This window comes from Candidatus Poribacteria bacterium (assembly GCA_026706025.1).
In the GTDB taxonomy this organism is placed as follows: domain Bacteria; phylum Poribacteria; class WGA-4E; order WGA-4E; family WGA-3G; genus WGA-3G.
The window spans coordinates 23,698-49,366 of the sequence record JAPOZO010000063.1 but is presented as its reverse complement, the minus strand read 5'-3'; the positions used below and the strand labels follow the sequence as shown (position 1 = coordinate 49,366).

At 47.4% G+C, this 25,669-nt stretch carries 14 protein-coding genes; 2 read left to right on the top strand and 12 right to left on the bottom strand.

All coding sequences use genetic code 11. From position 1 onward, the window contains the following. Positions 1 to 13: 13 nt before the first annotated feature. The 8 genes from OXH00_15195 to OXH00_15160 form a co-directional block, all read right to left on the bottom strand. Positions 14 to 1,168 (bottom strand): IS630 family transposase, encoded by a 1,155-nt coding sequence (locus OXH00_15195; GenBank protein ID MCY3742359.1) that lies wholly within the window; start codon positions 1,166 to 1,168, stop codon positions 14 to 16. A 176-nt stretch (positions 1,169 to 1,344) separates the two neighbouring features. Further along, complete coding sequence (locus OXH00_15190; protein ID MCY3742358.1) at positions 1,345 to 2,682, bottom strand: PQQ-binding-like beta-propeller repeat protein; 1,338 nt, start codon at positions 2,680 to 2,682, stop codon at positions 1,345 to 1,347. Between the two features lie 26 nt (positions 2,683 to 2,708). Then, positions 2,709 to 3,884: a DUF1501 domain-containing protein gene (locus tag OXH00_15185; GenBank protein ID MCY3742357.1), complete on the bottom strand. Its 1,176-nt coding sequence runs from the start codon at positions 3,882 to 3,884 to the stop codon at positions 2,709 to 2,711. Between the two features lie 26 nt (positions 3,885 to 3,910). After that, positions 3,911 to 4,102, bottom strand: a complete 192-nt coding sequence (locus OXH00_15180; GenBank protein MCY3742356.1) for a twin-arginine translocation signal domain-containing protein — start codon at positions 4,100 to 4,102, stop codon at positions 3,911 to 3,913. Positions 4,103 to 4,122: 20 nt separating this feature from the next. Next, on the bottom strand, positions 4,123 to 8,505 hold the full coding sequence (locus tag OXH00_15175; GenBank protein ID MCY3742355.1) for a biopolymer transporter ExbD: 4,383 nt from the start codon (positions 8,503 to 8,505) through the stop codon (positions 4,123 to 4,125). Next, positions 8,498 to 8,884, bottom strand: coding sequence for a BlaI/MecI/CopY family transcriptional regulator (locus OXH00_15170; GenBank protein MCY3742354.1), 387 nt, complete (start codon positions 8,882 to 8,884; stop codon positions 8,498 to 8,500). The genes OXH00_15175 and OXH00_15170 overlap by 8 nt, the downstream gene beginning before the upstream one ends. Before the next feature lie 201 nt (positions 8,885 to 9,085). Then, positions 9,086 to 11,038: a hypothetical protein gene (locus tag OXH00_15165; protein MCY3742353.1), complete on the bottom strand. Its 1,953-nt coding sequence runs from the start codon at positions 11,036 to 11,038 to the stop codon at positions 9,086 to 9,088. A gap of 130 nt (positions 11,039 to 11,168) precedes the next feature. Then, entirely contained in the window at positions 11,169 to 15,476 is a 4,308-nt protein-coding gene (locus tag OXH00_15160) for a hypothetical protein (protein ID MCY3742352.1), read from the bottom strand. Between the two features lie 200 nt (positions 15,477 to 15,676). Here OXH00_15160 and OXH00_15155 point away from each other — a divergent pair, with 200 nt between their 5' ends. After that, complete coding sequence (locus tag OXH00_15155; GenBank protein ID MCY3742351.1) at positions 15,677 to 16,702, top strand: amidohydrolase family protein; 1,026 nt, start codon at positions 15,677 to 15,679, stop codon at positions 16,700 to 16,702. Positions 16,703 to 17,001: 299 nt separating this feature from the next. On the opposite strand, the gene OXH00_15150 is transcribed toward OXH00_15155, so the two are convergent. The 3 genes from OXH00_15150 to OXH00_15140 all read right to left on the bottom strand — a co-directional run bounded on the left by OXH00_15150 (position 17,002) and on the right by OXH00_15140 (position 18,413). Next, positions 17,002 to 17,205, bottom strand: a complete 204-nt coding sequence (locus tag OXH00_15150) for a hypothetical protein (GenBank protein ID MCY3742350.1) — start codon at positions 17,203 to 17,205, stop codon at positions 17,002 to 17,004. A gap of 460 nt (positions 17,206 to 17,665) precedes the next feature. After that, positions 17,666 to 17,896 (bottom strand): hypothetical protein, encoded by a 231-nt coding sequence (locus tag OXH00_15145; GenBank protein ID MCY3742349.1) that lies wholly within the window; start codon positions 17,894 to 17,896, stop codon positions 17,666 to 17,668. Positions 17,897 to 18,068: 172 nt separating this feature from the next. Next, complete coding sequence (locus OXH00_15140; GenBank protein ID MCY3742348.1) at positions 18,069 to 18,413, bottom strand: hypothetical protein; 345 nt, start codon at positions 18,411 to 18,413, stop codon at positions 18,069 to 18,071. 1,362 nt (positions 18,414 to 19,775) lie between these two features. On the opposite strand from OXH00_15140, the gene OXH00_15135 reads away from it, so the two are divergent. Next, positions 19,776 to 23,162 carry a hypothetical protein gene (locus OXH00_15135; GenBank protein ID MCY3742347.1) on the top strand — a complete coding sequence of 1,129 codons (3,387 nt, stop codon included), beginning with the start codon at positions 19,776 to 19,778 and terminating at the stop codon, positions 23,160 to 23,162. A 62-nt stretch (positions 23,163 to 23,224) separates the two neighbouring features. Here OXH00_15135 and OXH00_15130 read toward each other — a convergent pair whose 3' ends face one another. Continuing rightward, positions 23,225 to 25,555 (bottom strand): DUF4038 domain-containing protein, encoded by a 2,331-nt coding sequence (locus tag OXH00_15130; GenBank protein ID MCY3742346.1) that lies wholly within the window; start codon positions 25,553 to 25,555, stop codon positions 23,225 to 23,227. Positions 25,556 to 25,669: the final 114 nt, after the last annotated feature.

The following is a 25,669-nucleotide window of genomic DNA, read 5'->3' as shown; positions in this document are numbered from 1 at the left end:
GAAGATTGAAATATTAATTCGGTAATAATCCGACATAGTGTAGCAACTCCTGTGAACCGCCTTTGAACTGTTCCATGAAGGCAATCACCTTCTCTTGGAGTGCGGTCCATTGATTACTGAGTCGGTGAAGATGTATGACGGATTGGCGCACCCATCGCCACAACTTTTCAATCGGATTCGTCCAAGACGCATACGTTCGGAGCTGCACTATCTCTATGGGCAAGTTGGCAAGTTTACCGATTTTCTTTGAATGTTTACCTGTCCATTTCTGGGGTGTAGGTTTGTGAAACTCTTTGGTCTGTGGCAACAGTGCTGCCATGAGATTGGCATGAAAATGTATGGCGCGATTGTCCTGAATAAGGTAAATCCGCTCAGCCTTTGGGTAGCGTTTGGAAATCTGCGTGTAAAACGCATGCAAGGCGGATACGGTGCAGCTTTTCACTTGCTGATAAACGACATCTCCGGTGTGGGGGTTCAGGGCTCCGATCCCATAGCAAGTCTCTTGGGAACGATGGCTCTGACGTGCCAAAGGGTTCTTTGTGCCGGTCTCTGCCCAGTCCTTTGCCAGCGTGGGTTGTAGGGTGAAACTAAACTCATCTTGGTAAACAGCGACATAAGTTTCAGGGGTTGCCTGGGTCTTTGCTAGCACCTCTTGAACGTAGGCGAGTTTTTCAGCATACGCTGCGTCTGGGCTTCGCACATAGTCTCTGGCACGCTTATAGCTGATACCGAGTCGTGAGAGCATGCGATGTGCGCCCGAGACGCAGACGTTTTCCAACCATGGTAGAACTTCTCGAAGCGTCTGGAGCGTCCAGCGCGTCTGATGTGGGTTGAGGTGTTCGGGTCCCTGACCTATAGCCGCTAAGATCTCTGTCTTAGCGGCTTCAGGCGACTTGGGAAAAAACGCAGGTTTTCGGCCTCTGCCGGGTTTATGAAACAACCCAGGGATGCCGTGCTCGCGATACCGGCGAAGCCAAGTATAGACGGTGTCGGGATCGCGTCTTTTCAAGAGTCGGTTGCGTGCGACTTCATGTGGGGAAAACCCCGCATGTATTTTCAAGATAGCACTTGCGCGCTCACGGAGATAAGCCGGTTCTCCGTTATCTCGGAGTTCAACGAGAGCTTGTATTTCGCCTTGAGTTAACTCAAGTTTATGGGGTTTTGCCATCAGAGAATACCTCCTTTGGCGGTAGCATAACATAAATAACAATATTACCGAATTATTTTTTCAAACTTCATGAAGTTTGCGGGCAATCTCCCGATGGAAGCTGGTTAAGGCATGCGTTCCAAGTGCCACAATCTAACAGATTGTGCAACAAAAAGAGTCGTCCTGTGTGCCTTCTTCTACTCTTGCTTTTTTATTTTTCTCCCCTCAATACAATAGAGATACGAAAGCGAACGCAGGATTAGGGCATTACCAGCAACCGCACCAGATGCAATGAATTCTCCATCAAACTCGTTCCGTGCAAGTAATTTAAACACTCGGCCCGCAGAAATAACCGATACGCGTCCCTCCATGGTAAAAAAATAGATGTTTCCACCCGCATATAGCGGTGATGCCCAGTGATTTCCGCCGACACGACCTCTCCATACAAGATTTCCATTCTTTGCCTCTACACAAGAAACCACACCGCCTTCGTTAACCGTGAACATCAAATCATCTATGATGAGCGGCGACGGTATTTCAGGGACACCCTTGCGATTGCTCCAAACGATATGTGTATCCGTAACATCACCCATGCCAGACGGATCAACAGCCAACAACAATTTTTCCACGCCAGTTGTAAAATAGACGAGATTGTGTGCAAAAATCGGACGGCATGCAACGTTCCAGCCCCACCCTTTATGTCGAACACGCCAGAGTTCATCGCCTGTTTTCGGGTTGTATGATATTGTGACTTCTGCCGCAGGACTCACCAACTGTTTTTTTTCTTGATACATAATGATTGTCGGGGTCGCGTAGGATTTCCGATTGTCGTTTGGTTTTTCCTTTTTCGTTGCTTCTATATCCTTAACACCCTTGGCTCTGAGGACATCCTCAAAATTTGAGTCAACTTTTCGATGCTGCAGCCACAAGGTGTCCCCAGTGTTTTTATCGAGTGCGGCAATAAACTGTACATCAACGCCATCGAAGGTAAGAAATAGTGTATCCTCATCAATAATCGGGGAAGAGGCGGGACGTACCCGGTGATCGCAATTAAGGTCTCGACGTTCCCAAAGTTTCTCGCCGGTTTTCGTATCGAGACAGGCGGTGCCGTAAGTGCCGTAATGAACGTAGATGCGTCCCTCCTCTATAACAGGCGTAGGCGAAGCATGACTGTTGAGGTCCCCGTGTTCGAGTTGTGGTTTCGCGACATCAAACACTTTTATATCGTGTAGGATGTTTCCACTCTCTAAGTCTACACAGATCGCAAAGAGTTCTCTTCCGTCTTCACGCGCCGTTGTTAACCAAATCTGATTTCCCCAAACCACTGGCGATGAATACCCTTTATCGTGAATCGGTGTTTTCCAACGGACGTTTTCCGTTTCGCTAAATTCGATAGGGAGGTCAGTCGCAATTGCTTTACCATCTCCGTTTGGACCGCGGAACTGACTCCAATAATTCTCTTTTGTTTCACCTTGTGCGTAAAGCGCGCAAGCGAAAACAATCCCGATCAACAAGCTGCAAATTATTTTTCTCACAGATAACTTCCTCTACGACAGTTGGATTAAGCGATTAATTCCGAGACAATATTAGCACCGTCAGGCGCGACGCGGACTGGGCGGCCGTCACTTGTATGCAGTTCAAGACTTGGATTGATACCGAGTAGTGTGTAAATTGTGGCTGCCAGATCCGACGGCGTTACGGGACGTTCCTTCGGAAATTCGCCGAGTGCATCGCTGCTGCCGACGATTTGTCCACCTTGCACGCCACCGCCAGCCAACATCACACTGAACACGTTGGGCCAGTGGTCACGTCCACCTTGCGAGTTAATCTTCGGGGTACGTCCGAACTCACCCATCACTACCACGAGGGTTTCATCCAACATGCGCCGATCGGTAAGGTCTTGAATCAGCGCGCTTAATGCGCGATCGAGAGAGGGTAGATGTGCATTCCGATCCGTAGGGTAACGTTCTTTGAGTGTGAAGATATCTTGATGCGTATCCCACCCGGTATGGTTGACCGTCACGAATGGTACACCCCTCTCAACGAGCCTTCGTGCCAATAAACAACTCTGCCCGATGCCGTTTACACCATCTGTGCCATATCGCTGGCGCGTTTCTCGCGGCTCCTCGGAAAGCGTGAATGCCGCTTTGGCTTCGGGCGATGTAATCAGATTGTAGGCACGTTCTAACTCGGGATCCGATACTGCCGTTGTGTCAGCGTCTTTGGCACGACTGAATTCGTTGAGTGCGTTGACGAACTGCCTCCGCCGGGAAACGCGTTGTAAATCGATCCCTTCATAGAAATCAAGGTCGCGAACTTTAAAGTCAGGTCTTTTCGGATCACCGCCAACAGAAAATGGGCGCGTAGCATTCGGTAAATAGCCGCTCCCAGACACTTGACCTGTGAAGTTCGGAACTGCGATGTTTGGCGGTAAAGCGGTTAGTGTATCCCCTGAAGTGTTCTTATTGTTCTGAGATTTGACATAGGCGACCGTTGCACCAAAGGTTGGATACGCCAATGCTGGTGTAGGTTTATAGCCTGTCATAAGGTACTGCGTACCGAGATTGTGTTCACCAAGCGGTGAAGTCATTGATCGTATAACAGCAATCTTATCCATAATGTCTGCTGTCCGCTCCAAGCATTCACTGATGCGTACGCCTGTCAGATTTGTGGGAATGGTTTTTAACGGTCCACGAACCTCCTGTGGTGCATCCGGTTTCGGGTCAAAGGTTTCCAGATGGCTGGGACCCCCATCAAGCCATATTAGGATGCAGGATTTTGCTTTTGCTGTGTAGGGGGTTTTGCTTGGGTGTTTCTTCGCGGTGACCTCGCCTCTACAGCAAAAGCGCGTTGCAGGTGAAAAAAGTCGCCTAATCCGAGTCCAAGGGCTGTTAATCCACCGACGCGGAGAAAATCACGGCGGCTAATCCCATCACATCGTTTTACGGCGTTCATTGCACTTCTCCTTCAGAGGTTTACTCCTCTTTACCGCGGCGCATCTGTTCCCTACCGCTTTCCATGCGCTTATTTTCAGACGGACGCATCGCGAACTCAATTTTATCAATACCTGCCTCTTTTGCTATATCCATTACTTTGACGATCTGTTCATGAGGTACATCTCGTTCAGATTGGATAATAAGCGTAGATTTTTGTTCTTCAGATAAGTTGAGAAGGCGGCCAGGCAATTCATCAAACTGTACAATGTTTCCGTTGAGGCGCATTTCGCCAGTTTTTCCACCCTCGGCAGGATTCTTGATTTCGATTACAGGATTTTGTGGGTTCAACCATTTTTCCAGCGTCGCAGGTTTTATCCCTATTGCCTCTCCTACGGCACCAAGCACATAGGGATCGGGGCGGAGCATAGGTTGTGTGAAAGCAAAGTTGTGTAGCACTTTTCCATCTTTGGCGATGATAACCGTCTGCGCTACATTACGATTTAACCCGTAGCTGCCTGGACCTTCCCGCCCGTCCTGAGAAATACCGAGTAAGACCTCACTTGGAATATGTGGGACTAACCTACTAACTTGGCTTTCCACGGTATCCGGTGTATCCCCTAAAAACACAGCGCTTATATGCATTGTCTGTTCAGACTTCTCGGCGATTCGAGCAAGTAAACGAGAAATGCCAAGCAACCCGCGCAACCCGAGACCGCTTTCATCTTGTAGGAAGAGAACGAGGAGTTGTCCATCTGCTTTGGCGATGACATCATACGTTTTGCCTTGAGTTTCACCGTTGATGCCCTTAGCCTTCAGAGGCGGAAGTTTTTCGCCGGGTTGTGGACCAGAGAAAATTGCTGTCCCTTGCGTTTTCTTGAACTCAGCCGGATTTTTCACTTCAACGTTACTTCTACTATATCGGTTTTCGTTCTTCCGCTTTGCTGCAGAGGCACGTTTATTTATGCGCAGCAATGCTTCCAGATTCGCGTTGAGCTGTTTGACCAACTCTTCCACCTGATCAAGCCTATCCTCTTTACCCTTCGTCTTTGCTGGGGAGATGCTCTTTTGCATGCGCCGCAATATTTTTACATCCGCGTTGAGTTGTTCGAGCAACTCTTCCACCTGATCAAGCCTATCCTCTTTACCCTTCGTCTTGGCTACGGTTTCATTTAGGCGCTGCAACCTTTCACGAAGTGTATTGAGTTGTTTCTGCAGCTCTTCCGTGTGGTTGCTTTTATCCTCCATTTGCCTTCTGTCTCGTTCCGTACGTGCATCTTCAGCAGGTGCTTCGTTTAACCATTTTTCTACTGATGCTGGATCTTCTCCGATTGCTTGCGCGATGGCACCCAGTACATGCGGATCGTTAGAGCGCATCGGTTGTGTGAAAGCAAAATTGTGAAGTACCTTTCCATCCTTAGCGATGATGACCGTCTGTGCTACATTACGGTCTAATCCATAGTTACCCGGTCCTTCACGCCCGTCAGGAGAAATGCCAAGTAAAACGTTCTCTGGCATACGCAGTGAGATTGGGCTAACAGTCACACTTCCTGCCGGCATGTTAGGATCATCAGTCTCCACCGAGATTGAACTATTGATCCACTGCAGCACACTTCGTTTCAACGTTTTAGGGTCGTCACCGAGAAACACTGCCCTCATGTGCAGTTTTTGCTTAGATTTGTTGGCGATTTTTTCAATCATCTGTGAAATACCAATCAATCCGTGCAAACCTGTAACATTTCCATCTTGCAAAAACAGAACGAGCGGCTTTCCATCATCTGTTTTAGCGATGAAATCAAACGTTTTACCCTTCGCGCGACCACGTATGCCTGTCGCCATTAGCGGCGGCAGCTTTTCACCGGGTTGTGGACCAGAGAAGAGTGTTGCGCCTTGAACCTTTTTGAATTCAGCGGGATTTTTCACTTCAACGTTTGCTCTGCGGTTTCGGTTTTGAGATGCTCGATTTGCTAAGGCGCGGCGCGCTGCCATGCCTTCTTCCGCATTCAATTTGCCATCGCCATCTTTGTCGAACCGTTTGACGAGCTCTTCCCGAGATGACATGCGTTCACGATCGCGAGCACCGTCTTTCTCCATTGTCCGTCCACGTTCCTTTTTTTCCTTCTGGGGTTGCTCATCTTCTTCCAAGATAATACCCGATTTTTTCAGCGATTTTGGGTCGCGAACCAGAAGGAGGACACCATCAGGAGGGATTTTAACATCGTTAGTGAATCGGATACGCTTCCCTTTAGTATCCAATACGGTGGGGACAATTTCGAGTGCCCACCCTTTTAAGTTCAGTTCTTTATCGGTTGGATTGTGGAGTTCCAACCATTCAGACGTATCACCATCGGTTGGATTGCGGAGTTCCATCCAGTCAGGCGTATCACCAGAGGTACCGTCGCTATCGTTAATGATGACATACTTCACCTTACCAGCAGGGATTTCAACATGGTTAGTGAATCGGATGAGTTTCCTCTCGGTGTCCAATTCGGTGGTGACAAGGTTGAATATCCACCCTTTCATGTTCAGTTCTTCATCGGTTAGATTGCGGAGTTCCACCCATTCAGGCGCATCACCAGAGATATCGTCGCCCTCTTTAATGATGACAGCCTTCACCTTTTTCTCGTAGTGGCGGTTCGCTGACGCTTCATTCAGCCATTTCTCCAGTGTGGCAGGTGCTACTTCAATCGCTTGTGCGATGGCACCGAGAAAATGTGGATCGGTATAGAGCATCGGTTGTGTGAAAGCGAAGTTGTGTAGCACTTGCCCATCTTCAGCGATAAGAACGGTCTGTGCGACATTGCGGTTCAGTCCATAACTCCCTGGTCCTTCGCGCCCATCGGGAGATATCCCTTTTAATACCGCATTTGGGATCTCTTCTTTTAACATGTTACGCGCCCATTCGGGTAAGGTATCGAGATTATCTGCAAGGAACACAACACCTATCTGGAGCCCTTGATTAGGCATTTCGGTCCCCGTTGCCTGGCTCTGCCTTTTTTGGAAAGCGTCAATTTGAAGCAGCAATTCAAACACGTTAACAAGCCCTTTTATACCAACTGCATTGGTATCTTGCAAGAAGAGGACGAGCGGTTTTCCATCTGCTTTCGTGGTCATATCAAACGTTGTTCCGTCAATTTTACCACCAATACCCGTCACTGTCAACGGTGAAAGTTTTTCCCCGGGCTGCGGTCCAGAGAATATTCGGTTTTCTTCAGACGGCTCAAGCAGTACAGGGGCCTTCACTGTGATATATGATTCGTCTTTGTACTGTTTCCCAGCCATTTTTCCAGCTTTCGTTTTTCCCATGTCTTGCTTTTCTGCAGTCTTATCAACCGCTTTTTCTGATTTCTCAGGTGTCTGTGCGAAGAGTGAGACTTGGAAAGTTTTCAACGGCACCAACTGTGCCATTGCCAACAAGGGTAGACAGGTTAGGAGCAAAGTCGCTACCATTAACCGCAAGCGCGGCTTCAGCTGCACGTCTAACCGTCGGTTGTTTTTCAAAATAGTATCAATTCGAGATTCCAACTGGGATGGCTGATTTAAAGATAAAGCGAGTGGAATAGCCCTATCTCTGTGGCGCACCAGATCCAATAAACATTGCGCGTAGTTTTTCCGAGCACCCGTCAATTGGATAACCCAATCGTCACAGATGCGTTCTCGGAGATGGACGAGTTCGCGATTAAGGAGATGGTAAATTGGGTGGAAAAAGAAGATAACCCCGACCAAGTGCGAAAAGAGGTTCGTTAACCAATCGAGTCGTTGCACATGTGCCAATTCGTGAGCGGCGACTAACGCAAACTGTTCCAAATCCAGTTTTCGCGGCATCAGGACGGACGGGGATAACCAACCGAATGAAATCGGTGATGCTATCCGATCCGAGAAACACACGGTGACCGGACGCTTTATGTCCAGCTGTCGCGCCAATCGTCGGCAAATTGCTTGATAGGAGTCATCAGCCACTACAGCACTGCGTCGGAGCTGATAGATTCGGGACAAACCAAACGTGAACCGGACGAACATAGCGAGTGCACCGATTGCCCAGACGCAGAGTAGGAAATCCATCTTCGTCCAATTGACGAGGGATTTACCACCAGCAAACAGTTGGTTTTCGGATTGTGTGTTATTTTCAGTGGATGAGATTTCCGGCAAATCTGTAGGCAGTGCAGCTAAACCTGATACGTTTATTGGCTTCGCCTGAGTTAATTCGGGGACCGGGTCTCCCGCGATGGAGAGGGCTGGCACAAACTGGTTCAAACCGAACAAGATCGGTAGACTGAGTAAAGACAACAGCCAAAGCAGATGGACAGTGGTGTTGGAACGACGACTTTTGCGAAACATGGAACTTGTTACAAACCATATCAAGCCGCTCAGGAGCATCCATTGCCAGGAGCAGTTGAGCAGGGAAAGGAGGATTTGCTTACTCATTGGTTTCTTCTCCTTCAGGTTGATAGTTGTTAATTAACGCTTGTAAGCGGTTGTGTTCATCTACGCTCGTTTGTCGCACTTCGAGGAGTGTGTTCACCAGCTTCTCGGCTGAGTTGTCAAAAAGCCGTTCTAACAAATCGTTGAGCATCGAATGCGTAATCTCTGTCTCTTTGACTAAAGGCTGGTAAACGAACGTCCTACCATCAACTTGATGCGACAAAAAACCCTTCTTTTCCAGGCTTTTCATAGTGGTAGCGACGGTGGTATAGGCGAGCTTGCGGTCAATGTTATCAAGGACATCGTTGACCGTGGCATGCGTCAATTTCCATACCACTTTCATCACTTCAAGTTCTAAATGGTGTAATCTCTGGGGTCTCATTTGATTTGATCCTTATATATAAAAGGTGAATGTGATCTACAAGTCAAAATGTTAAGGCGCATGTTGCGAATTACGGTCTGTAAATACTAAAACTAAATACGTAGTAATAGTATTATACACCCTACACATCTGTTTGTCAAATTAAATTACAAAAAAAATGCATAATTTACGAAATTTTGGAAAAATGCAGTAGGCAGCTTATTAGAATTTCCCAAAGACGCGGACGAAAAGTTCCATGTAGTTTTGGTCGTTAACTTCCCCGATTGCGCGTTGGTCTATGTATCTGGCACCGATATGTAGAAACATCTGCTTCCGATAGGCGGTGAAACTTTTTTCCATCTCAGCTAATAACGCCTGACGGACAAAATCGTTATCATCATCACGCATATCATTGAATAAAAGAATTTGACCACCACCAGTAAGTTTGATAGTCTTCGTAAACTGATAGACAACCTTGAGGATAAGTGCTGGTGTCATATCACGCACGTGTGTACGTTCGATTTCGCGCAATCGGAGCCCGCGTGAGATCTCCTCGCCGTCGATTTCCGCGGTTAGCGGAAGGTACTCGATCCTGTCTTCTGCCATGCGGAAACCGTTGCGGATGGTATATTTGAACATTGGACTAATTTCCAGCGATTTGGAGGGACGCAGGCGGTACAACGTCTTGAAAATACCGACTTCGTAGTGTTCATTATCTCTGTCGAAATCGTAATCGTACTGAATTTTGGCGCGAGCCGTCGTAACCATTCGTTCAATTCCGTGATATTCATACGTGATTTTGGCGGTGTTAATGAGGTCGTTCTGCATCAACCGCGGGTCCCTGCGTCTTTTTTCGACTTCGACACCCCCATCGACATAGAAGAATTGTAGATCTCCCTCTCTGACCATTTTCTGGATTTCCGGCTGGGATCGATAGAGGCGTTCTTCTTGTCTCCCCAAAAATCCGGCATAATACCAGGTTTCGTCAGGAATCCGATCTTTTACCAATTTGAGTTCGTTCTCAACAACAAGCGAAGAAGCTTGTGCGAGTTGTTTTTGGTAAACAATGTTAGCGAATGCTTTCGTTGAGGTGGGGGTATTTCTGAGTCTGAGGTTTTCTTCTATCTGCAACCCAAGATCGAGGTCAACGACGCTCACCTGCTGACTTATCTTACGGTTCATAAAAAGCCGTATACCTCGCAGTCCGACATCGAATTCGTAATTCGGGTCTTTATCATTTTCCTCCTCATCCCGAATACCGTTGTTGTTCCGATCGCTTTCGTCAAGGAAATCCTCATCGACATCGAAAAGCAGAATGTCGTCCTCATAGTCAAAAATACCGTTGTTATTTTTATCAAGATCGCCGGGAATAATCAGGGAGGGTGGGTCAAGAAACGTGTTATCGGAGTAGCGGTCTTGGTCATCATTATCGCCGACGGAGCGGGAGGCATCGAACCGGGGACCGACGCGAAAGGCTTCTGCCTGAAAAATCGTGTCACCGACGGTTTGGAAGGCTTTGAAAATCGTTGTCGTCGCATCCAAACGTGAAGTCAGATTCTTTTGCAACGCACTCTTTGGCGTGACAGCCACCTCTGCTTTTACACCGTAGTTGGTAAAATTAGTTTCCAGGTCCACCGCCCACACGGGTACCTCTCGGAAGTACCAAGAAAGCCCCAGTTGTGAATTGCCGAACTTTGTGACCTCACGCAAACCGATGCCAGACCCTTCCGTCCTTTCCTCTTGCCCGTTCAGGCGATTGAGCAAGCCAGGCACCATTAGAATCGTCCAATCCGTGCGATTGGAACGCACCTCCCAACGGACACCACTCAGGTCAATCTGATCAAAGGTGAATTTCGTAAAGGTTGTCGGGACCTCTCCGAGACTGAGGATGTTTTTGACGCTGCCCGCGGTTTCCTCAATAACCATGACACTGTGGAAACCGCGCCGAAAGAGGCGATCAAAATCAAAGTCGTCTTGCCTGACTCGCTCTTCTTCAGTGTCTGCAAGAAAGTTTCGTCTGTTTGTGAAATCGTATTCGACGCGTCCAGAAAGGAATAACTTGCCAAATAGGCTGTATACGTCCTCTGCGTCAGCATAGAATACAAAAGCACAATTTAGCAGTAAGAGAAGGAGACAAGAGATAAGCCACTTTCGGACCTCTGTTTTTGTGTTCATAGTTAATTAGTTATCAGTTGTCGGTTATCGGTTTTCAGTTAAGAGTCACCTTGTGGCAGTCCAGTTTGCTGTATTCGCCACAGAAACCCTCTTTAACTGACAATTGACGACTGATAACTGATAACCATCTTTATCTCAAAATATCCTCGGGGCCATAGACCTCTGTGAAGACCGTCCAGATACCTGTGCGTTTATCGAAACGACTTAATCCACGATATGTGCCAAACCAAACGTAGTTCCTATCAATAGCCATAGAGAGGATACCGTTATGCGCCAAACCGTCCTCTCGCGTATAAGTCGTCCAACTATTTGTTAACTGATCAAATCGACTGATGCCCGCATTGTAAGTACCGATCCAAACTTCTGCGCCATCAACACCGATAGTGGTAACTTTGTTACTGGCGAGTCCCGCTTCGGTTGTGTAGGCAGCCCACACCTCTGTTCTTTCATTATAGAGGGTCACGCCGCGATCACTGCCAAACCAGACATTGTCGCCATCAATAGCGATACAACTGACTTCATCGCTGGCGAGTCCATCTTCCATTGTGATTGTCTTCCAGATGTCTCTACCGACATCGTATTTGCTCACACCTCGGCGTGTGCCGACCCAGACGTGTCTCTTGCTCGCTGTGATACACCAAATTTGGTCGGTAACCAATGATTCGGCGAACTCCTTAGATACGGCAGAAGGTTGGATCTCGGTCCCGGATGTGTAGGTAATCCATGCGTTGAGGTCATCTGCTGTGCGCGGATACTTCCCAATCCCGGAATTAGTCCCGACCCAGATACTATTGCCATCGCTGCTGACAGAAGTCACATTATTAGCGGGTAACCCATGCTCAGTCTTGTACTGGTCCCACTGCAGTGCTATTTTATCAAAGCGGTTCGCGCCATCGCGTGTCCCGACCCAGACGTATTGTTCATCTGTTACAATAGAACTCACAACGTTATCGGAGAGAGAGTCTCTCTTTTTTCGTCCATGCCGGTGCCAATGGCCCCCGTGGGTTTCTATATTTTCGGATCCACCCTCCTGTCGATAATTCTTCCAGGTCCCTAAAACCTTGTCATAGCGGGACATACCTTCGTCGGTGCCGACCCAAACGAAACGTTCATCGGCATCTACTGTCCGAACAGTGCGTCCAATAAGAGTGGGTAGAGCGGTCAATGGTGTCCAGGATTCTTTCCGCTTATCATAACGGGAAAGCCCGCGCAGGGTCCCTACCCATACATAGTCTTCATCGACTGCGAGTCCATACTCGCCGACATGATTGTGGAGCAGCCCCTTGAGATCTTTAAACGTTGTCCAAGTACCAGAGGCGAAATGAAATCGTCGAAGTCCTTCGTTCGGTGCAGCTAACCAGAGATAGTCGTCATCGGCTGCCAGTTCGAGCGTTCCGCGTCCAGATCGGATCGTCGTCCACTCCTTTGTACGCCTGTCGTATCGAGTGACACCTGCGTCGTCCCAAGGCCTGTAGAGTATCCAGACATCATTCTCTGTTGCGATAACGCGTCTAATGGTACTCGCAGCAAGCACGTCATTCGTTGAAAACGTCGTCCATTTTTTCGTTTTCTTATCGTATCGTGACAATGGACGGTTGCTGCCTCTGTCCCATTCTGAACGTGCCACCCAGATGAAATCATCATCTATAGTAATCCATTCGCCGCCTCGACCTGCCAGTCCATCCCTCGGTCCAAAATTCTTCCATTCACCAGTAATTTCATTGTACCGCGTGAGTCCACGGCCAGATGCGAACCAGACATTCGGTCCATCAACCCCAAGTGTCTTTATGCGCTCAATCTCACGGTGGCCTTCTTCTTCAACTACCTGCCATGTTCCAGTTGCTTTACTATAATGATTTAATTCCAGCCCTATTATCGGAATGACCCAGACACTCTGCTCACTGACAGCGATCTTATCCACATCATCTGTAGAGAGTCCATCTTCTGTCGTAAAATGCTGCCACGTATCTGCCCTTTTATCGTAGCGCAGCACACCGTAATCCGTTGTGAACCAGACGGCATTGGTATCGACATAACTCCAACGTATAAACGTCATAGATCTTTTTTGGGTGGATTGTAGAATATCTAAGCGTGTGAAACGCCGCCACGTCTCTGTTGGACGATGAAACCGCACAATACTACCGTTCGGTGAAGCCCGCCAGTTGTTGAACCAGATATAATCGCCATCAAATTTGATGTCTGAGACTCTGATTTCAAGGAACGGTTCCCGTACTGGACGGGATTGATGCAGTGCCTCTTTTCCATTTTGTACGTTATATTCAACAAGACCGATATCTGTCGCCAACCAAAGCGTTTCATCTGCCTCACACAGGATGTCTCGGATGTTATGTGGTACATTTGAGAGAGAACTCCAAGCATTGGAGGCAATTGTATAGCTTCCCAGGCCTTGGGGTGTACCGATCCAGAGGATGCCATCTCGAAAAGCGAGCGCGGTGACATTAGGCGAAGGCAATTGGGCATTAAAGGACAACGACACCCAACGCTGCCGGGTGCTGTCATATCTCGCAAGCCCTTGACCTGTTCCTACCCAAAGCGTCTCTTCCTTTCCTGTTTCGCTTGTGGATAGCAGGACATTAACATTGAGATTGGGAAGTCCGTCAGCAGCAGCATGCATCTTCTTATCGGCAATTGAATATCGCCAAATGCCTTCAGTGCCACCAAACCAGACGCTGCCATCGTGAACAAGCACAGATAATATAAGCGGGTTTTTGGGCGCGTCTGGCACGGCAAGCTGCGTCCATTTTTGAGATGTTGAGTCATACATGGCGGGTCCCAAAGTGGTGCCGATCCAGATGGTAGGATTAGGCTGTGCAGCGTCAGCATCAAGTGCTGTTATAAAGGCTTCACCTTGCGTCTCCGCTTGAGGTGGGGTATGAAATGCCCATTCATCATTAAGATATGTCCCTTCACCAAGTCCTCGATCGCTCCCAATCCAAATGGCTGTCGGAAACCGTCGGCTATCAGAAACCGTCGGCTGTCCGCTATCAGTAGGTTTGTTGTGGATGTTGCTTTTGTTATCACTGCCACGAGAGTCCTCTTGCTGACTGCTGACTGCTGATGGCTGATGGCTATTCTGGCTAATAAGTATTGACGTGACATAAGGCGTCGGCAATCCATCTTCTTTCGAGATAACTTCCCAGCTGCGCGTTTGAGCGGAGTAAACCGAAATTCCCGCAACAGTCGCTACCCAGAGGTTCCCATCGGCATCACGTGCTATATCGCGGACATCATTGTCGGCAAGAAAATCTGCTTGCTTGTAAATTGTCCATTCCCCGGTCACCTTATCGAAGCGACTCACACCATCTTCTTTGCTCGCAAACCAGACATCATTCCCTTGTGTAGTAATCCAACTGACATGGTTACTTGCTAATCCGTCTGCTTTGGTGTAATGCACCCATGTATTGACAGGTTTGATGAACCGATGGATGCCAGCATTGGCAGTTCCAAACCAGACTTGAAATCCATCTGAACGGATACAGGTGATCATATTGCTTTTCAGGAGATCGGTCTTCGTATACGTCTTGATGAAGGTCTGATCAACTTTGTTGTATTGACTGACCCCTTCTTTTTGCGTACCAAACCAAACGCTGTCATCGTCCACGGCAATCGTAGCGATCTCGCTGTCTATCAAGCCATCTGATTTTGTATAATTATTCCAAGAATCGGTGTCTCGGTGGTAACGACTCACGCCGCCTCTGCTGAACCTCGGATCCTCATCCCATCCGTGGGGATCCGGGTTTATTTCCCTATCTGTGCCGACCCAGACGTATTCTGCCTCGACTGCGATCGTTGTGATTATTTTGCTAACCAAACCGTCTTTTCGGGTACGTACCGCCCAACTATCAATCGTTTTGTCATAGCGGTTTAACCCCTCGGATGTGCCAAACCAGACGTAATTCCCATCCACGGCAATAGAGGAAACCTGGTCGCTCGCTAAGCCATCAATCGTTCGGAAGGTTGAAAAGGTGTCTGTTTGGGTATCGTAGCGGCTTACGCCTTCATCTGTAGCGAACCAAATCCACTGCCCTTCAATTGCAACGGCATTCACCATATCGTTTGCTAACCCATCTTCCATCGTATAGTGTAGCCATCTATCCTGCTGACGTATCCAGCGTGAAACCCCCCGTGCTGTCGCAATCCATACGTTGTCCGCATCGGCAGCAATACAGTTAACTTCGTTACTGACGAGCGTCCGTTGTACTGGCCATACCTTTTTCGGATGTGAATCTGCACCTGAACCCTCAAGTGGAACACTGGACTGCGGATCGGTGGTTACCAATGGACCACAACCGGTAATTATAAAAAGCAGAAATAAAAAAAGGAGACATACAACCGGAACGGTGTACGAACGGTTATGCTTGAGTCCTAAGCTTTCAAACATAATCGGAGGATCGTTGTCAGCTAATCGGTTCATCATTGCTAAGGTTACCCCTTCACCGCAGTTAATCCAAGAGTCATTTTAGTATTTGACAACTATTATGGCATAAATACATTTCATAAGCAAGAGAAGTGTAATTAAGGAATCAAAACTTGTTTGACAAAAATACAAAAATATCCTACAGTGTACGTGAGGAGTGGAACAAACAACTTGAGTGACTATAGAGATGGAGGTATTCTATGCCATTTGGCGGCAACGACTGGCTCGCTTTAACGAAGGAACCGATACTGGAACCGGAACTACCGATTTGCGACCCACATCACCATTTTTGGGATTTCCGAACCGAACGTATTCCTTATCAAGGTTATTTGCTCCATGAGTTGATTGCAGATATTGATAGCGGACACAATGTCCGTTCTACCGTGTTTGTTGAGGCGCGGGCAATGTATCGCGCTGATGGGCCGGAAGAGATGCGTCCTGTTGGAGAGGTAGAATTTGTGCAAGGGTTGGCGGCTGCGAGTGCAAGCGGTTTATACGGTCCGAGTCGTGCTGCCGATGCGATTGTTGGACATGCTAATTTGAACTTGGGTGAACGCGTTGCACCTGTATTGGAAGCCTTACAAGCAGCGAGTCCGAATCGATTCCGAGGTATCCGACACTCTGTCACCTCGGATCCACATCCAGAAATAGGTGGCACTTCCGCATATAGAACAGCCGGACAACTGGCGCGTGAGGATTTCCGTGCTGGAGCGCGGGTGCTGGCAAGTATGGCGATGTCCTTTGAGGCTTGGATGTATTTCCCACAACTTCCTGAACTCGTGGATTTTGCGAAAGCCGTACCCGATTTGACTATTATTCTGAACCATATCGGTGGTTTGCTGCGAGTTGGTCCTTACGGTGGTAAGGATGACGAAGTGTTAGCGACTTGGCGGAGCGGTATCGCTGCTGTGGCGGCTTGCCCTAACGTCCACATCAAACTCGGCGGTATCGGGATGCCGCGCACCGGGTTTGATTGGCACGAACGCGAAAAACCGATCGGTTCTGAGGAATTGGCGGGATCTATAGCACCCTTTATGAATTACTGTATTGAGCAGTTTGGGCCGGAACGGTGTATGTTTGAAAGCAATTTCCCGGTCGATAAGGTCTCGTTCGCCTACAATGTGATGTATAACGCGTTTAAACGTTTGTCGTCAGGTTACTCGGACGATGAACGTACATCTCTGTTTCATGACACTGCCACCCGTGTGTATCGGATAGATGTATGAATCCTCGCTTCAGTGGCACGATGATCAATTCCATCTTTTGATGTAGGCGCGGTTTTTAATCTCGCTTTAAATAGGAAACCTATTTTGCTGAAAATGCCTCGCCGTGGGAGTATTTGGTTATATTAACCCCTAAATCCCGTTATCGGAGCGGCTTTAATCGGGAATGCATCTGCCCTAAGTATTTATCAAACTCATGTTCGATTGATGAGAAACGCACCGAGGCATGGTTTCTCAACCATTTTCACCCTGATGGTCTGTGATGTTAGACAGGTCGTTCTGCCGTATTCATTTTCATAAGTTCACTTGAACTTATCAATCAACGCTTTGAGTTCTTCAAATGTGCCGTGATAAGAGATTGTCATGCCATCCGCGGAACGGACACCGCATTTCACGTGTATGGATTCACCAGTTTTGAAGTTAATTTGGGCAATGTGTTGTCCAATTCTACGGACACGTTGAACTCTGCTGAGTTGGATCTGCTTGCCACCGAGTTGAAGTTTCATAAACATCCCCTAATTTTCATGGTCCGTACAAATGCCATCATTCTGGGGCTTGGGTGTTTGATTGATGCACGTTTCCACACAGATGCTGAAGAAATACCCAAGCAAAAACCGCCTATGAAACGTCTGCTGTTAGTCGTAAGCATACGATTTTCCTTTTAGTTGGTTCTTCTATTGGTTGACTTGTTGTTGGCTTCAATATATTCTGCCAAGAGTGTTTTTAGGTCTTCAGGAGTTCCAGCGAATGATATAGTGTTGTTTGGTATTTTTACACTACATGCCACGGTTATGGATTCTCCGGTTATGAATTCGAGTATGCAAACTCTTGGGCCGATGGGTTTGAAGTGATTCACCTTTTCAGGGTCTATTGTCTTGCGACCAAGACGAATTTTCATGGTGTTCCTTTCGTAGATGGGTTAGGTTGGTATCCATTGCTTCTGAATTTCTTTTCAATTAAAGTCAACTAAGAGATTGGGGGTGGGCGTAAAGATTTTGATAAAAACGCCTTTATATGCCCACAAAATACCTCCCAAACAAGACTTCCATTGTAGAATCCAAAACATGAAATTGCTCTCAGTAGTTCCGCTTCTGCTTCTGCTTCTGGCATATCTCCAGAGAATTCGTCTACAAGCCATAACAGACTGGATGCGGTTGTGGCAGTACCTATAGCAAAGGTGGTAATTATATTATTCATCGACTGAATTCAATCGCGTTGTATCGGGTTTTCCCTTAAAACCGATATACTGGGTTAACTCAACTTTGGGTATATCGGTCCGCAGGTGCCTTTTAGTATCTGGTGAGTGTCTAAATGCCTCCCCTCACCAAAGACCGCGCGGGTATTCTCCGTTGCATAAGCCACTAACGTGTCATGTGTTCCGTTTATCAAAAACGCCTTGAAGTTGCGGTACAGGAATGCCCCAGTGATTTAGGAGCCCTGCTATACGTTGTTGGGTTTCATCCGATAGTGTGTGATGCCCATATAAATTCGCCAGATGCCAGGGGATGTACTCTAACCGAATGAAGCGTTTATTCTTTATTTTCACGCTCAAGTTGTCGTATTTCCTCATTCTGCGGTTGGCGTGAGACTTATTTACGCCGAGGTGGTTATAGATCGGCGCGGTCGCAGCGTACCATTCACCATCATGGCTCCTCAGAGTGACATTCAATTTGCTCAAGAAATCAAGTAATTGCGTTCGCATAAAAGATTGCATTTGGGGTATCTTCCGATTCGGTTTTACGTCATCTATTTGGACTTCTAAAGTTCGGTTGATCTCAAGGTATCAAGGAACACTCGCTAGCTGAAGCTGACGCATCGCGTCAATCTGTTTACTGTGAAAGGCTGTTGCGCATAAGGCGATGTTACTAATAGCAGCAACAGTGAACATTTGATATACACTTCGTACAGGTCCTCACAACCGATTGTAAGCTAATTGAATGCACTATCTATAAAAATTGGCGAGGTTGGGCAACCCCACCAGCGAAGCGGGTATTTTGGGTCTTCTTAGGACATACGCCTGATTTTTAATTTCGTTTTTGTCATGGTCTTACTCCCCTAAAGAAAATGTTTCTTTAATTCTAAATGCCATTATAGTTATGTTTAGACAATTTCTATAATTATTTGTATTTATAAATTTAAAAGTCTGCACATAACTGTAAATTATATGATATTTTTAGGGAAAAAGCAAATTATGTCAATAAAAATTGCATAATACTTTAAAATTTCATCCGGTTTCTTATGAGAAAAGTCCATTTTCTAAATACCGCGGGGATCTTTAACACATTTATCGAAACTCACAGACTATCAGCAAAAGTGATTACCCTACATTATTTGTTTTACTTTCCCCAAAATGCGAATATAAATGTGGTTTGTTAAAACGCCAGTTTGAAAAAAGTATTAGAAGCCAAGAAGGCATACGCACATTGAGCAAAAAAGCAATATATTCATCCAAAAAGACGGGAGCTTTAGTGATCTAACCCCCTAAATCCCCGTATCAGGCGGACTTTAAGAAAAAATGCGTAGATCCCTAAGTCTTTATCAAGCTCAGGTTTGTTAAAGACTTGGTACTAAACTTGCGAAAGCAAGTTATCTCCTTTACCCGTGATGGAAAAGGAAGAGAACACAAATTCGGATCTGATGTGAACATTTATCGCAAAGGTTTGCCAAAAAATAGAGGTGAATTACAAAAAGTTTTATCAAGATATTACTGTATTTTTTATTTTAATTCAATAAGATATGGCGCAATCTAACTTAGGCTTAAGCTCTGATTACTATTGACTTTATATCAAATTTAAAACTTGACAAAAAATGAAATTTATGATAACCTAAGTTGCCATTTTTAAGCAGCATAACTTTTATTTCGTATTTAATCTTGGATGGTGCTATAATAATCATATCGAACCATATTTTTCAAATATGAAATTAAAAAGTATAATTGCAATTTTACGACTTTTGTGATTTAACTCGCGAAGGTCAGGGATTCTACTTTGGATTTTAGCGTTCTCCTTCTTGGCAGAATAGGTATCTGGAATTTACCCAGCTCAAGAAAAACGCCTTACTGTAGGGAAGTGTGTCAATGACAACCAATGTCTTGCAAGATGTGATTGCACGCTGCCACCAACGGCATGGGAAGCCATTAAAGCAACGGAAGACGACTGTAACACCTCGGCTTTACAAAGGGCTTCCTTACCATTTCACAGTCTATTGTGCACACAGATACCCTGTGATGCTTCAAGACTTAGAGGCAGCAAATATTTCCTTTATGCCGATAGGACAGGCCCCAGGAACTGACCGACCGCCGCGATCTTTTGGAGGCGATCGGTTCTTGAAACGTCAACAGACGGCAAACTGGGCCACCATCCAATGGTTGAAGTCGTGGGGGATTCACGTGTATACCGGTATGCCGTCGGCACGCGATGGCGCGCCCTGGCACGATATTGCCTTTACATATCAAGCCTTATGTGCTGCACCTGATGCCGTTCTTGCTTGTGTTCAAGCACTTGTTGATGCCGTTGCCAACCCGTTGTTGACGATGTCAAACTCCGGGGGGTTGCGCTTTTCTTGCAGGGTACCGGGGTACCTGCACCCGAACACCAAGCGAGCAAGATTGTATGTCTATAAAGGTCCACCGACAGCAGAAGATCCCCACCAATACGACGCGTATCTTGAAATTTTCGGTGAGAAAGGACACACTTGCTGGGATGCGCTCGCTGAAATCCTGCTCGGGGACTTGTTAGATCCGCCTGTGATTCCTAAAGAGGTTCTCTTTGCCCCTATCGATGCACTTCGCGCTGTGCTTCATGAACCGGTTCCCCAAAGCCTTCAATACAAGGAGAGTGCCTCCGACGTGCCATACTCTCTCGGATCGGGTAAACTCGATCTCGCCAAAGAGGCGTTTTTCAAGCGCGGGTTTTCTTATCTCAAGCAAGAGGATGGATGTCACTATTGGGACCGACGAAGTAGTGAGAGCGGCAACACGGAGGTATCACTGTGGGAAAACGACGAAGGCGTGTGGGTATGTGCCTCTACCTCTGATGTTGGGCTGCCTATGGAAGCCACACTCATAACAGATGTTTGGGAGGATACTGGCATCCTCCTGCCTGTCCCCGCGACGGGGCTCCCTGTAGATGATAAGGTGCCTGCCATTCGGGAAGGGACACTCAGTCCATTGGCAATAAAACGTCCGGCTCCGGTCTTGCACAAGTTTAGACCTACAGAAGATATTCACGAAACACGAGAAAAAATTAGCGTTCAGGTGCAGCGTGCTTTCGATAGGAGCGTGCGCGTTCTTGGATTTATTTCCGATATAGATGCGGAGAAAGATGATGAAGTAGAATCCCTTCTGCAAAATAGTGAGGTAATTTACGTGCAGGATTCTGAACTTGCGGCAGAAGCAGAGCAATTTTTTCATAAACGAAATGTGGGATCGGTCACACGCTGGCGGGATCGGATGTATCTCTGGGATGAAGTGAAAGATATCCCCGTTGACATCCGCATGGCAACTCCTTTTGAACATGGCAACGTCTGTGAGGATCCTCAGCGGTGCGAAGCACTTGAGAAAAAGGGTGGGAATCCGAACGAAATTATCTGTCCGCAGTGCCCCGTCTATACAGCATGTCAGGCGCGTGGTTATCTATCACAATTCTCCACATTACAAACTACCAAAACACAAATATTAGAGGATTCTCGACTATTTTTAGATCCACAATACGGAAAAATAGTGGAACGACTTCTCGAAAGGCAGGATGGAACACATCCGCTTTGTATCATCAATGTCCTGAGAGAAAACGCGCTGTTTCTTGAATGCGAATTATCAAAAACTGTATTAGAGGAATGGGTTGCCAACTGGCGAGGTAGTGCCTTAGGAAACTTTGCCATACTCCTACTCAATGCAGTAGGAATCAGAGACAAATCCCATGCTCACTCCATCAAACGCCTCCGGACAGTGATGCAGACGTTTGAATGGCTGGGAAAAGAAATTATCCAACAGATGTGCAACGTCAAAGTCCAGGGCAGAGTGGTCGAACGAGGGGCAATTGATGCAGAGACCGGAGAAGAATTAGCACGCTATACAATCGAGTTTGAGCGAGGGATTTCTGCTTATATTCCTTTGGACGCTACAGCTGTGGATAGACTGGCGGCACAAGAGTTGCCCCTTTTTGAACTCCACACTTTTGTACCGAATGAAGACATGAAAATCTTGATGCCTATAGCGGATGCTGTCAGGCTGGGGATCTTGGATGCGGCAACTATTGAAAACATTCAGGAATTCCCAACCGTTTGTTCGGATCCAAACTGGACGTTCTGGCATCAACTCAAACGTTTCTTTCTCCATTACAGGAGGGACACCGACGCCCCGATGCAATGGGAGGACGAAGTCCTACGTTTCTGGGTGCCGCCGGCCCTACATCCAAGTGTCAGACACCTTTTGGTCACCTCCCCAGCTCTCTACGGCGAGCATCTACATCGGACGTTCTTGGATGCGGAAACCGAGATTCTTTCCACCCAACCGATAGCGTGGGCTCCTGGGAACCGCGTTTTCCAGATTCGCACCGGGACTTATCCATGGAAGACAATTTTAGATATCAATAACACGTGGGATGTTCTTGGAGTGTCTGAAACAGGACAACACATTTTTTCGAGAATCCAAGCTGAAATTGAACGGGATCCGAATATTAAACACGGGATTATAACGCATGTTTACACAATTAGACAGCTGAAGGATATCGCGAAAAATGAGAACGTCTGTTTTTTGACGGCTTTCCGAAGGGTGAAAGGATTGGAAACCGCTTTTCAAGAGGCAGAAGTCATCTGGATAGTTGGCATGCCGGAAATAGAACCACACGCCATTTTGGAGCGCACGCAGACCTTGTTTGGAAACGATGAGGAACCGCTCTCCTATCAAATGGAACCTGAACTCTACCGTTACAAAGACGAACGCGTCCAGAGCATTTATGAAAAGACGGTCACCTGTATATGCACACAGATTATAGGACTAGCTCAGCTGAACCGCTTGGCAAACAAGAAAGTTGTGTTGATTACGGGGTTGCGAGTTCCTGAGATCACCGACAGACCTGAAACGCTCCTTTTTGACTGGGCAGATTTCGAGGTTGCCGGTGGGTTAGACAAACTTTCCGAGGTGATAGCGACACGCCAACGTTTTGAGACAGAACGCGACAATCTGACACCTGAATCCGGCAGACAAGAAGTAGAACGTATATTAGGATGCTCCCCAAGGCAGGCGAACCGAGTCTTGCAAAGGCTGAGGGGTGGGAAAATCGCACGCATCCCTTTCCGAGAGCAAATTCTCGCACTTCTCGCCGATGGACAGAAAAAAACACCCGAACTCGTGGCGGCGATTCAAGGACATCCAAAAGCAATAAATACTGAACTCACGCGCCTTGTGGGGATCGGTGAAATTGTAAAGGTTCGACGCGGTGTTTATACACTGCCAGAGGCGTAAAGTGATGTCCGGTGCTTTTGATTTCATTGTTGACCGATTCCAAACGCTCAAGTATGTAGATTTTATTCACCTTGAACCAGTTTGAACTTATGCGCGGCTTCTTCTACGCCAACGAATCGGCTGTAGATCGCTACACGGCTGAGTTTGCCTTCCCAATTCCGACCGCCACTCGCTTCATCACCGAAAAGCAACCGATAGCGTTCCCAATTGCTGAAATCCCCTTGCGTTCCGTTGCTAACATGGACAAGTTCGCCATTGATATAGCAGTAGACGTTTCCTTGAAAATAACTAACGATAGCGTGTGTCGATTTCCCCGCCTCAATCTTACCGAAAGAAAACTCACCGCCTAATCCGTTTGATCCAGTCCGTGGCGTGCGAATTCTCACAGCAAAACGATTTCCATCCTGTCCGAAGGTGAAGTTGCGATGGGTAATGTCATTTGAAAACGTGATAATCCGGGCGGGACCATCCTGATTCAGATTCTCCGTTGTAACGAGACACTCAAGTGTTAATTGATTGCTTTCCTGACACGCTGCGAGCAGCGTATCATTGACAGCCTCTGCAAGAAACGCACCGCCGGTCAGATTCATCCGTCCATCTTCACCGATTGTTGCATCGCCGCGGGGTTCAATATCTCCACTGTCTTCAAGCGTGCCGTGCCAGAGAAAAACGAGCCCATCGCGTGAACCGGGGAATTCTGTGTGCGTTCCGATGTCAGCGGGTGCTTCCGGTGATACGTGAATTGCGAGAGATGTCGTTGCCGTGTCACCCTCCGGGTCCATCACCGTGAGCGTTACAACGTATTGACCAAGGCTTTCGTAAACGTGCGTCGGATCCGATTCAGTGGATGTTGTGCCGTCTCCGAAAGTCCAGTGGTGTGCCAGATCGCCTGCTGCTGAGAAAGTCACTGTAAGTGGGGCACTACCCTGAAGCACATCGGCGGATGCTTTCGCCTCCGGACGGAGTTTCTCGCCGGGTGCGTACGGTGTAAAGCGATAGGCAGAACCACCGTTCGGTGCAGCGAACGTATATTCCCCGGGCTGTGCCGTACCGACTGGAACGACTTTCATGTTCCAAGTATCTATACGATCGACTTTATAGGGTTGTTCTCCCTTCAAATCCAGTGTTATCGTCTGCGGATCGGTTGTGTAAGTGAGATAATATTCCCCGTGTTTGGCAAGGACATATCTCCCCGCTGCATCGCCGATCGGTTCAAGCGTATCAAACGCTGGTGCATCCGCCATGAAGTCTTTGAGAAATGCAATTCGCGATGGACTCTCACCGCGCAACACACCGCCCTTTGCCCACCAGAGGAGGTCTTCCGGGTGTTTGTATGTTTCTCCGTGTCCGACGTAGCACCCGGAAACGGTGCCTGCCCAGAAGTTTTGGACCATCTGTTCTGCGGTGATATTTCCCCACCCCTGCGGAACATCGCCTTCATAGCGGCACTCATCATAGATAACAGGTTTTCCGTATTGCGTGCGATAGTTGATACCTTGGGTCATGTTAGAGGTTTGGATGCTGGTGTGTGTTACCCATGGCTTATTGTGGTCATACCAACGTCTACAGTTATGGATGCCACGTAAACGCTGATAGGGATCGTGATCTCGGATAACTTGGAAAAATCGGTCCCAATCTGATTCCTGTTTCGCAGGCATGATGTCAAATTCATTTGCGAGGGACCACCAGACGTTACGGAAAGCCGCTAAACGTGCGACGGCATATCGGATATACCGGTCATCACTTTCGGCATCCATGTTTTCAAAATCCCACCGGTCATAAGTATGAAACAGGATGATGTCTGCTTCAATACCGAGGTCCAACAAGTCTTGAACGCGCTGCTCGAAGTGCTGCCAGAATTCTGGGTTGAATCTTGTGAAGTCCCAATCTTTTAAGGGTTTTCCTTCAAACGGGTAGTGGACGGGTTCATTTTTGTTGTAGACGTAATCTTTTGGAAAAATGCACATCCGCATCTTGTTAAAGGGTGCTTCGACGAGCGTTTCGAGCGTCTGTTCCTCCATTGCCTTGCCTTGATGTGCCCAGGCATAACAGGTCGTCCCAAATTGGTGATACGGCGTTCCATCGGCGTATTGCAAGTAGAAGTCTTTATAGACCTGCACGGGTCCGTGGTTTCCTTCAGAGGGTTCGATGCACGTAAACTGCCCGGTCTTGCCGTTGAGTTCGGCGCGGTTACTTTTTGTTCTGTACATCCATTCGCCGATTGAATCCGGCATGAAGCGGATTTTGTATATTCCGTCTCCGTCATAGAAACCGTGTGGCTCGAAAGTCCGACCACTTTGCTCAAATTTTGCTGTCAATTCGACTTCAGTGAACGAATTTCCAGTGTCCGGTCCATCCAAGGTTAATTCAAATATTCCCCAACGTTCAACCATATTCACCTCCGATTTTTTTTGTGCATTCACGGCAGCTGCTATACCTAAGAAAAAAGCAGCCGTGAAGATTATTATTCGTAAGATATATCTTGTCATTGCAACCTTCCGTTAGGC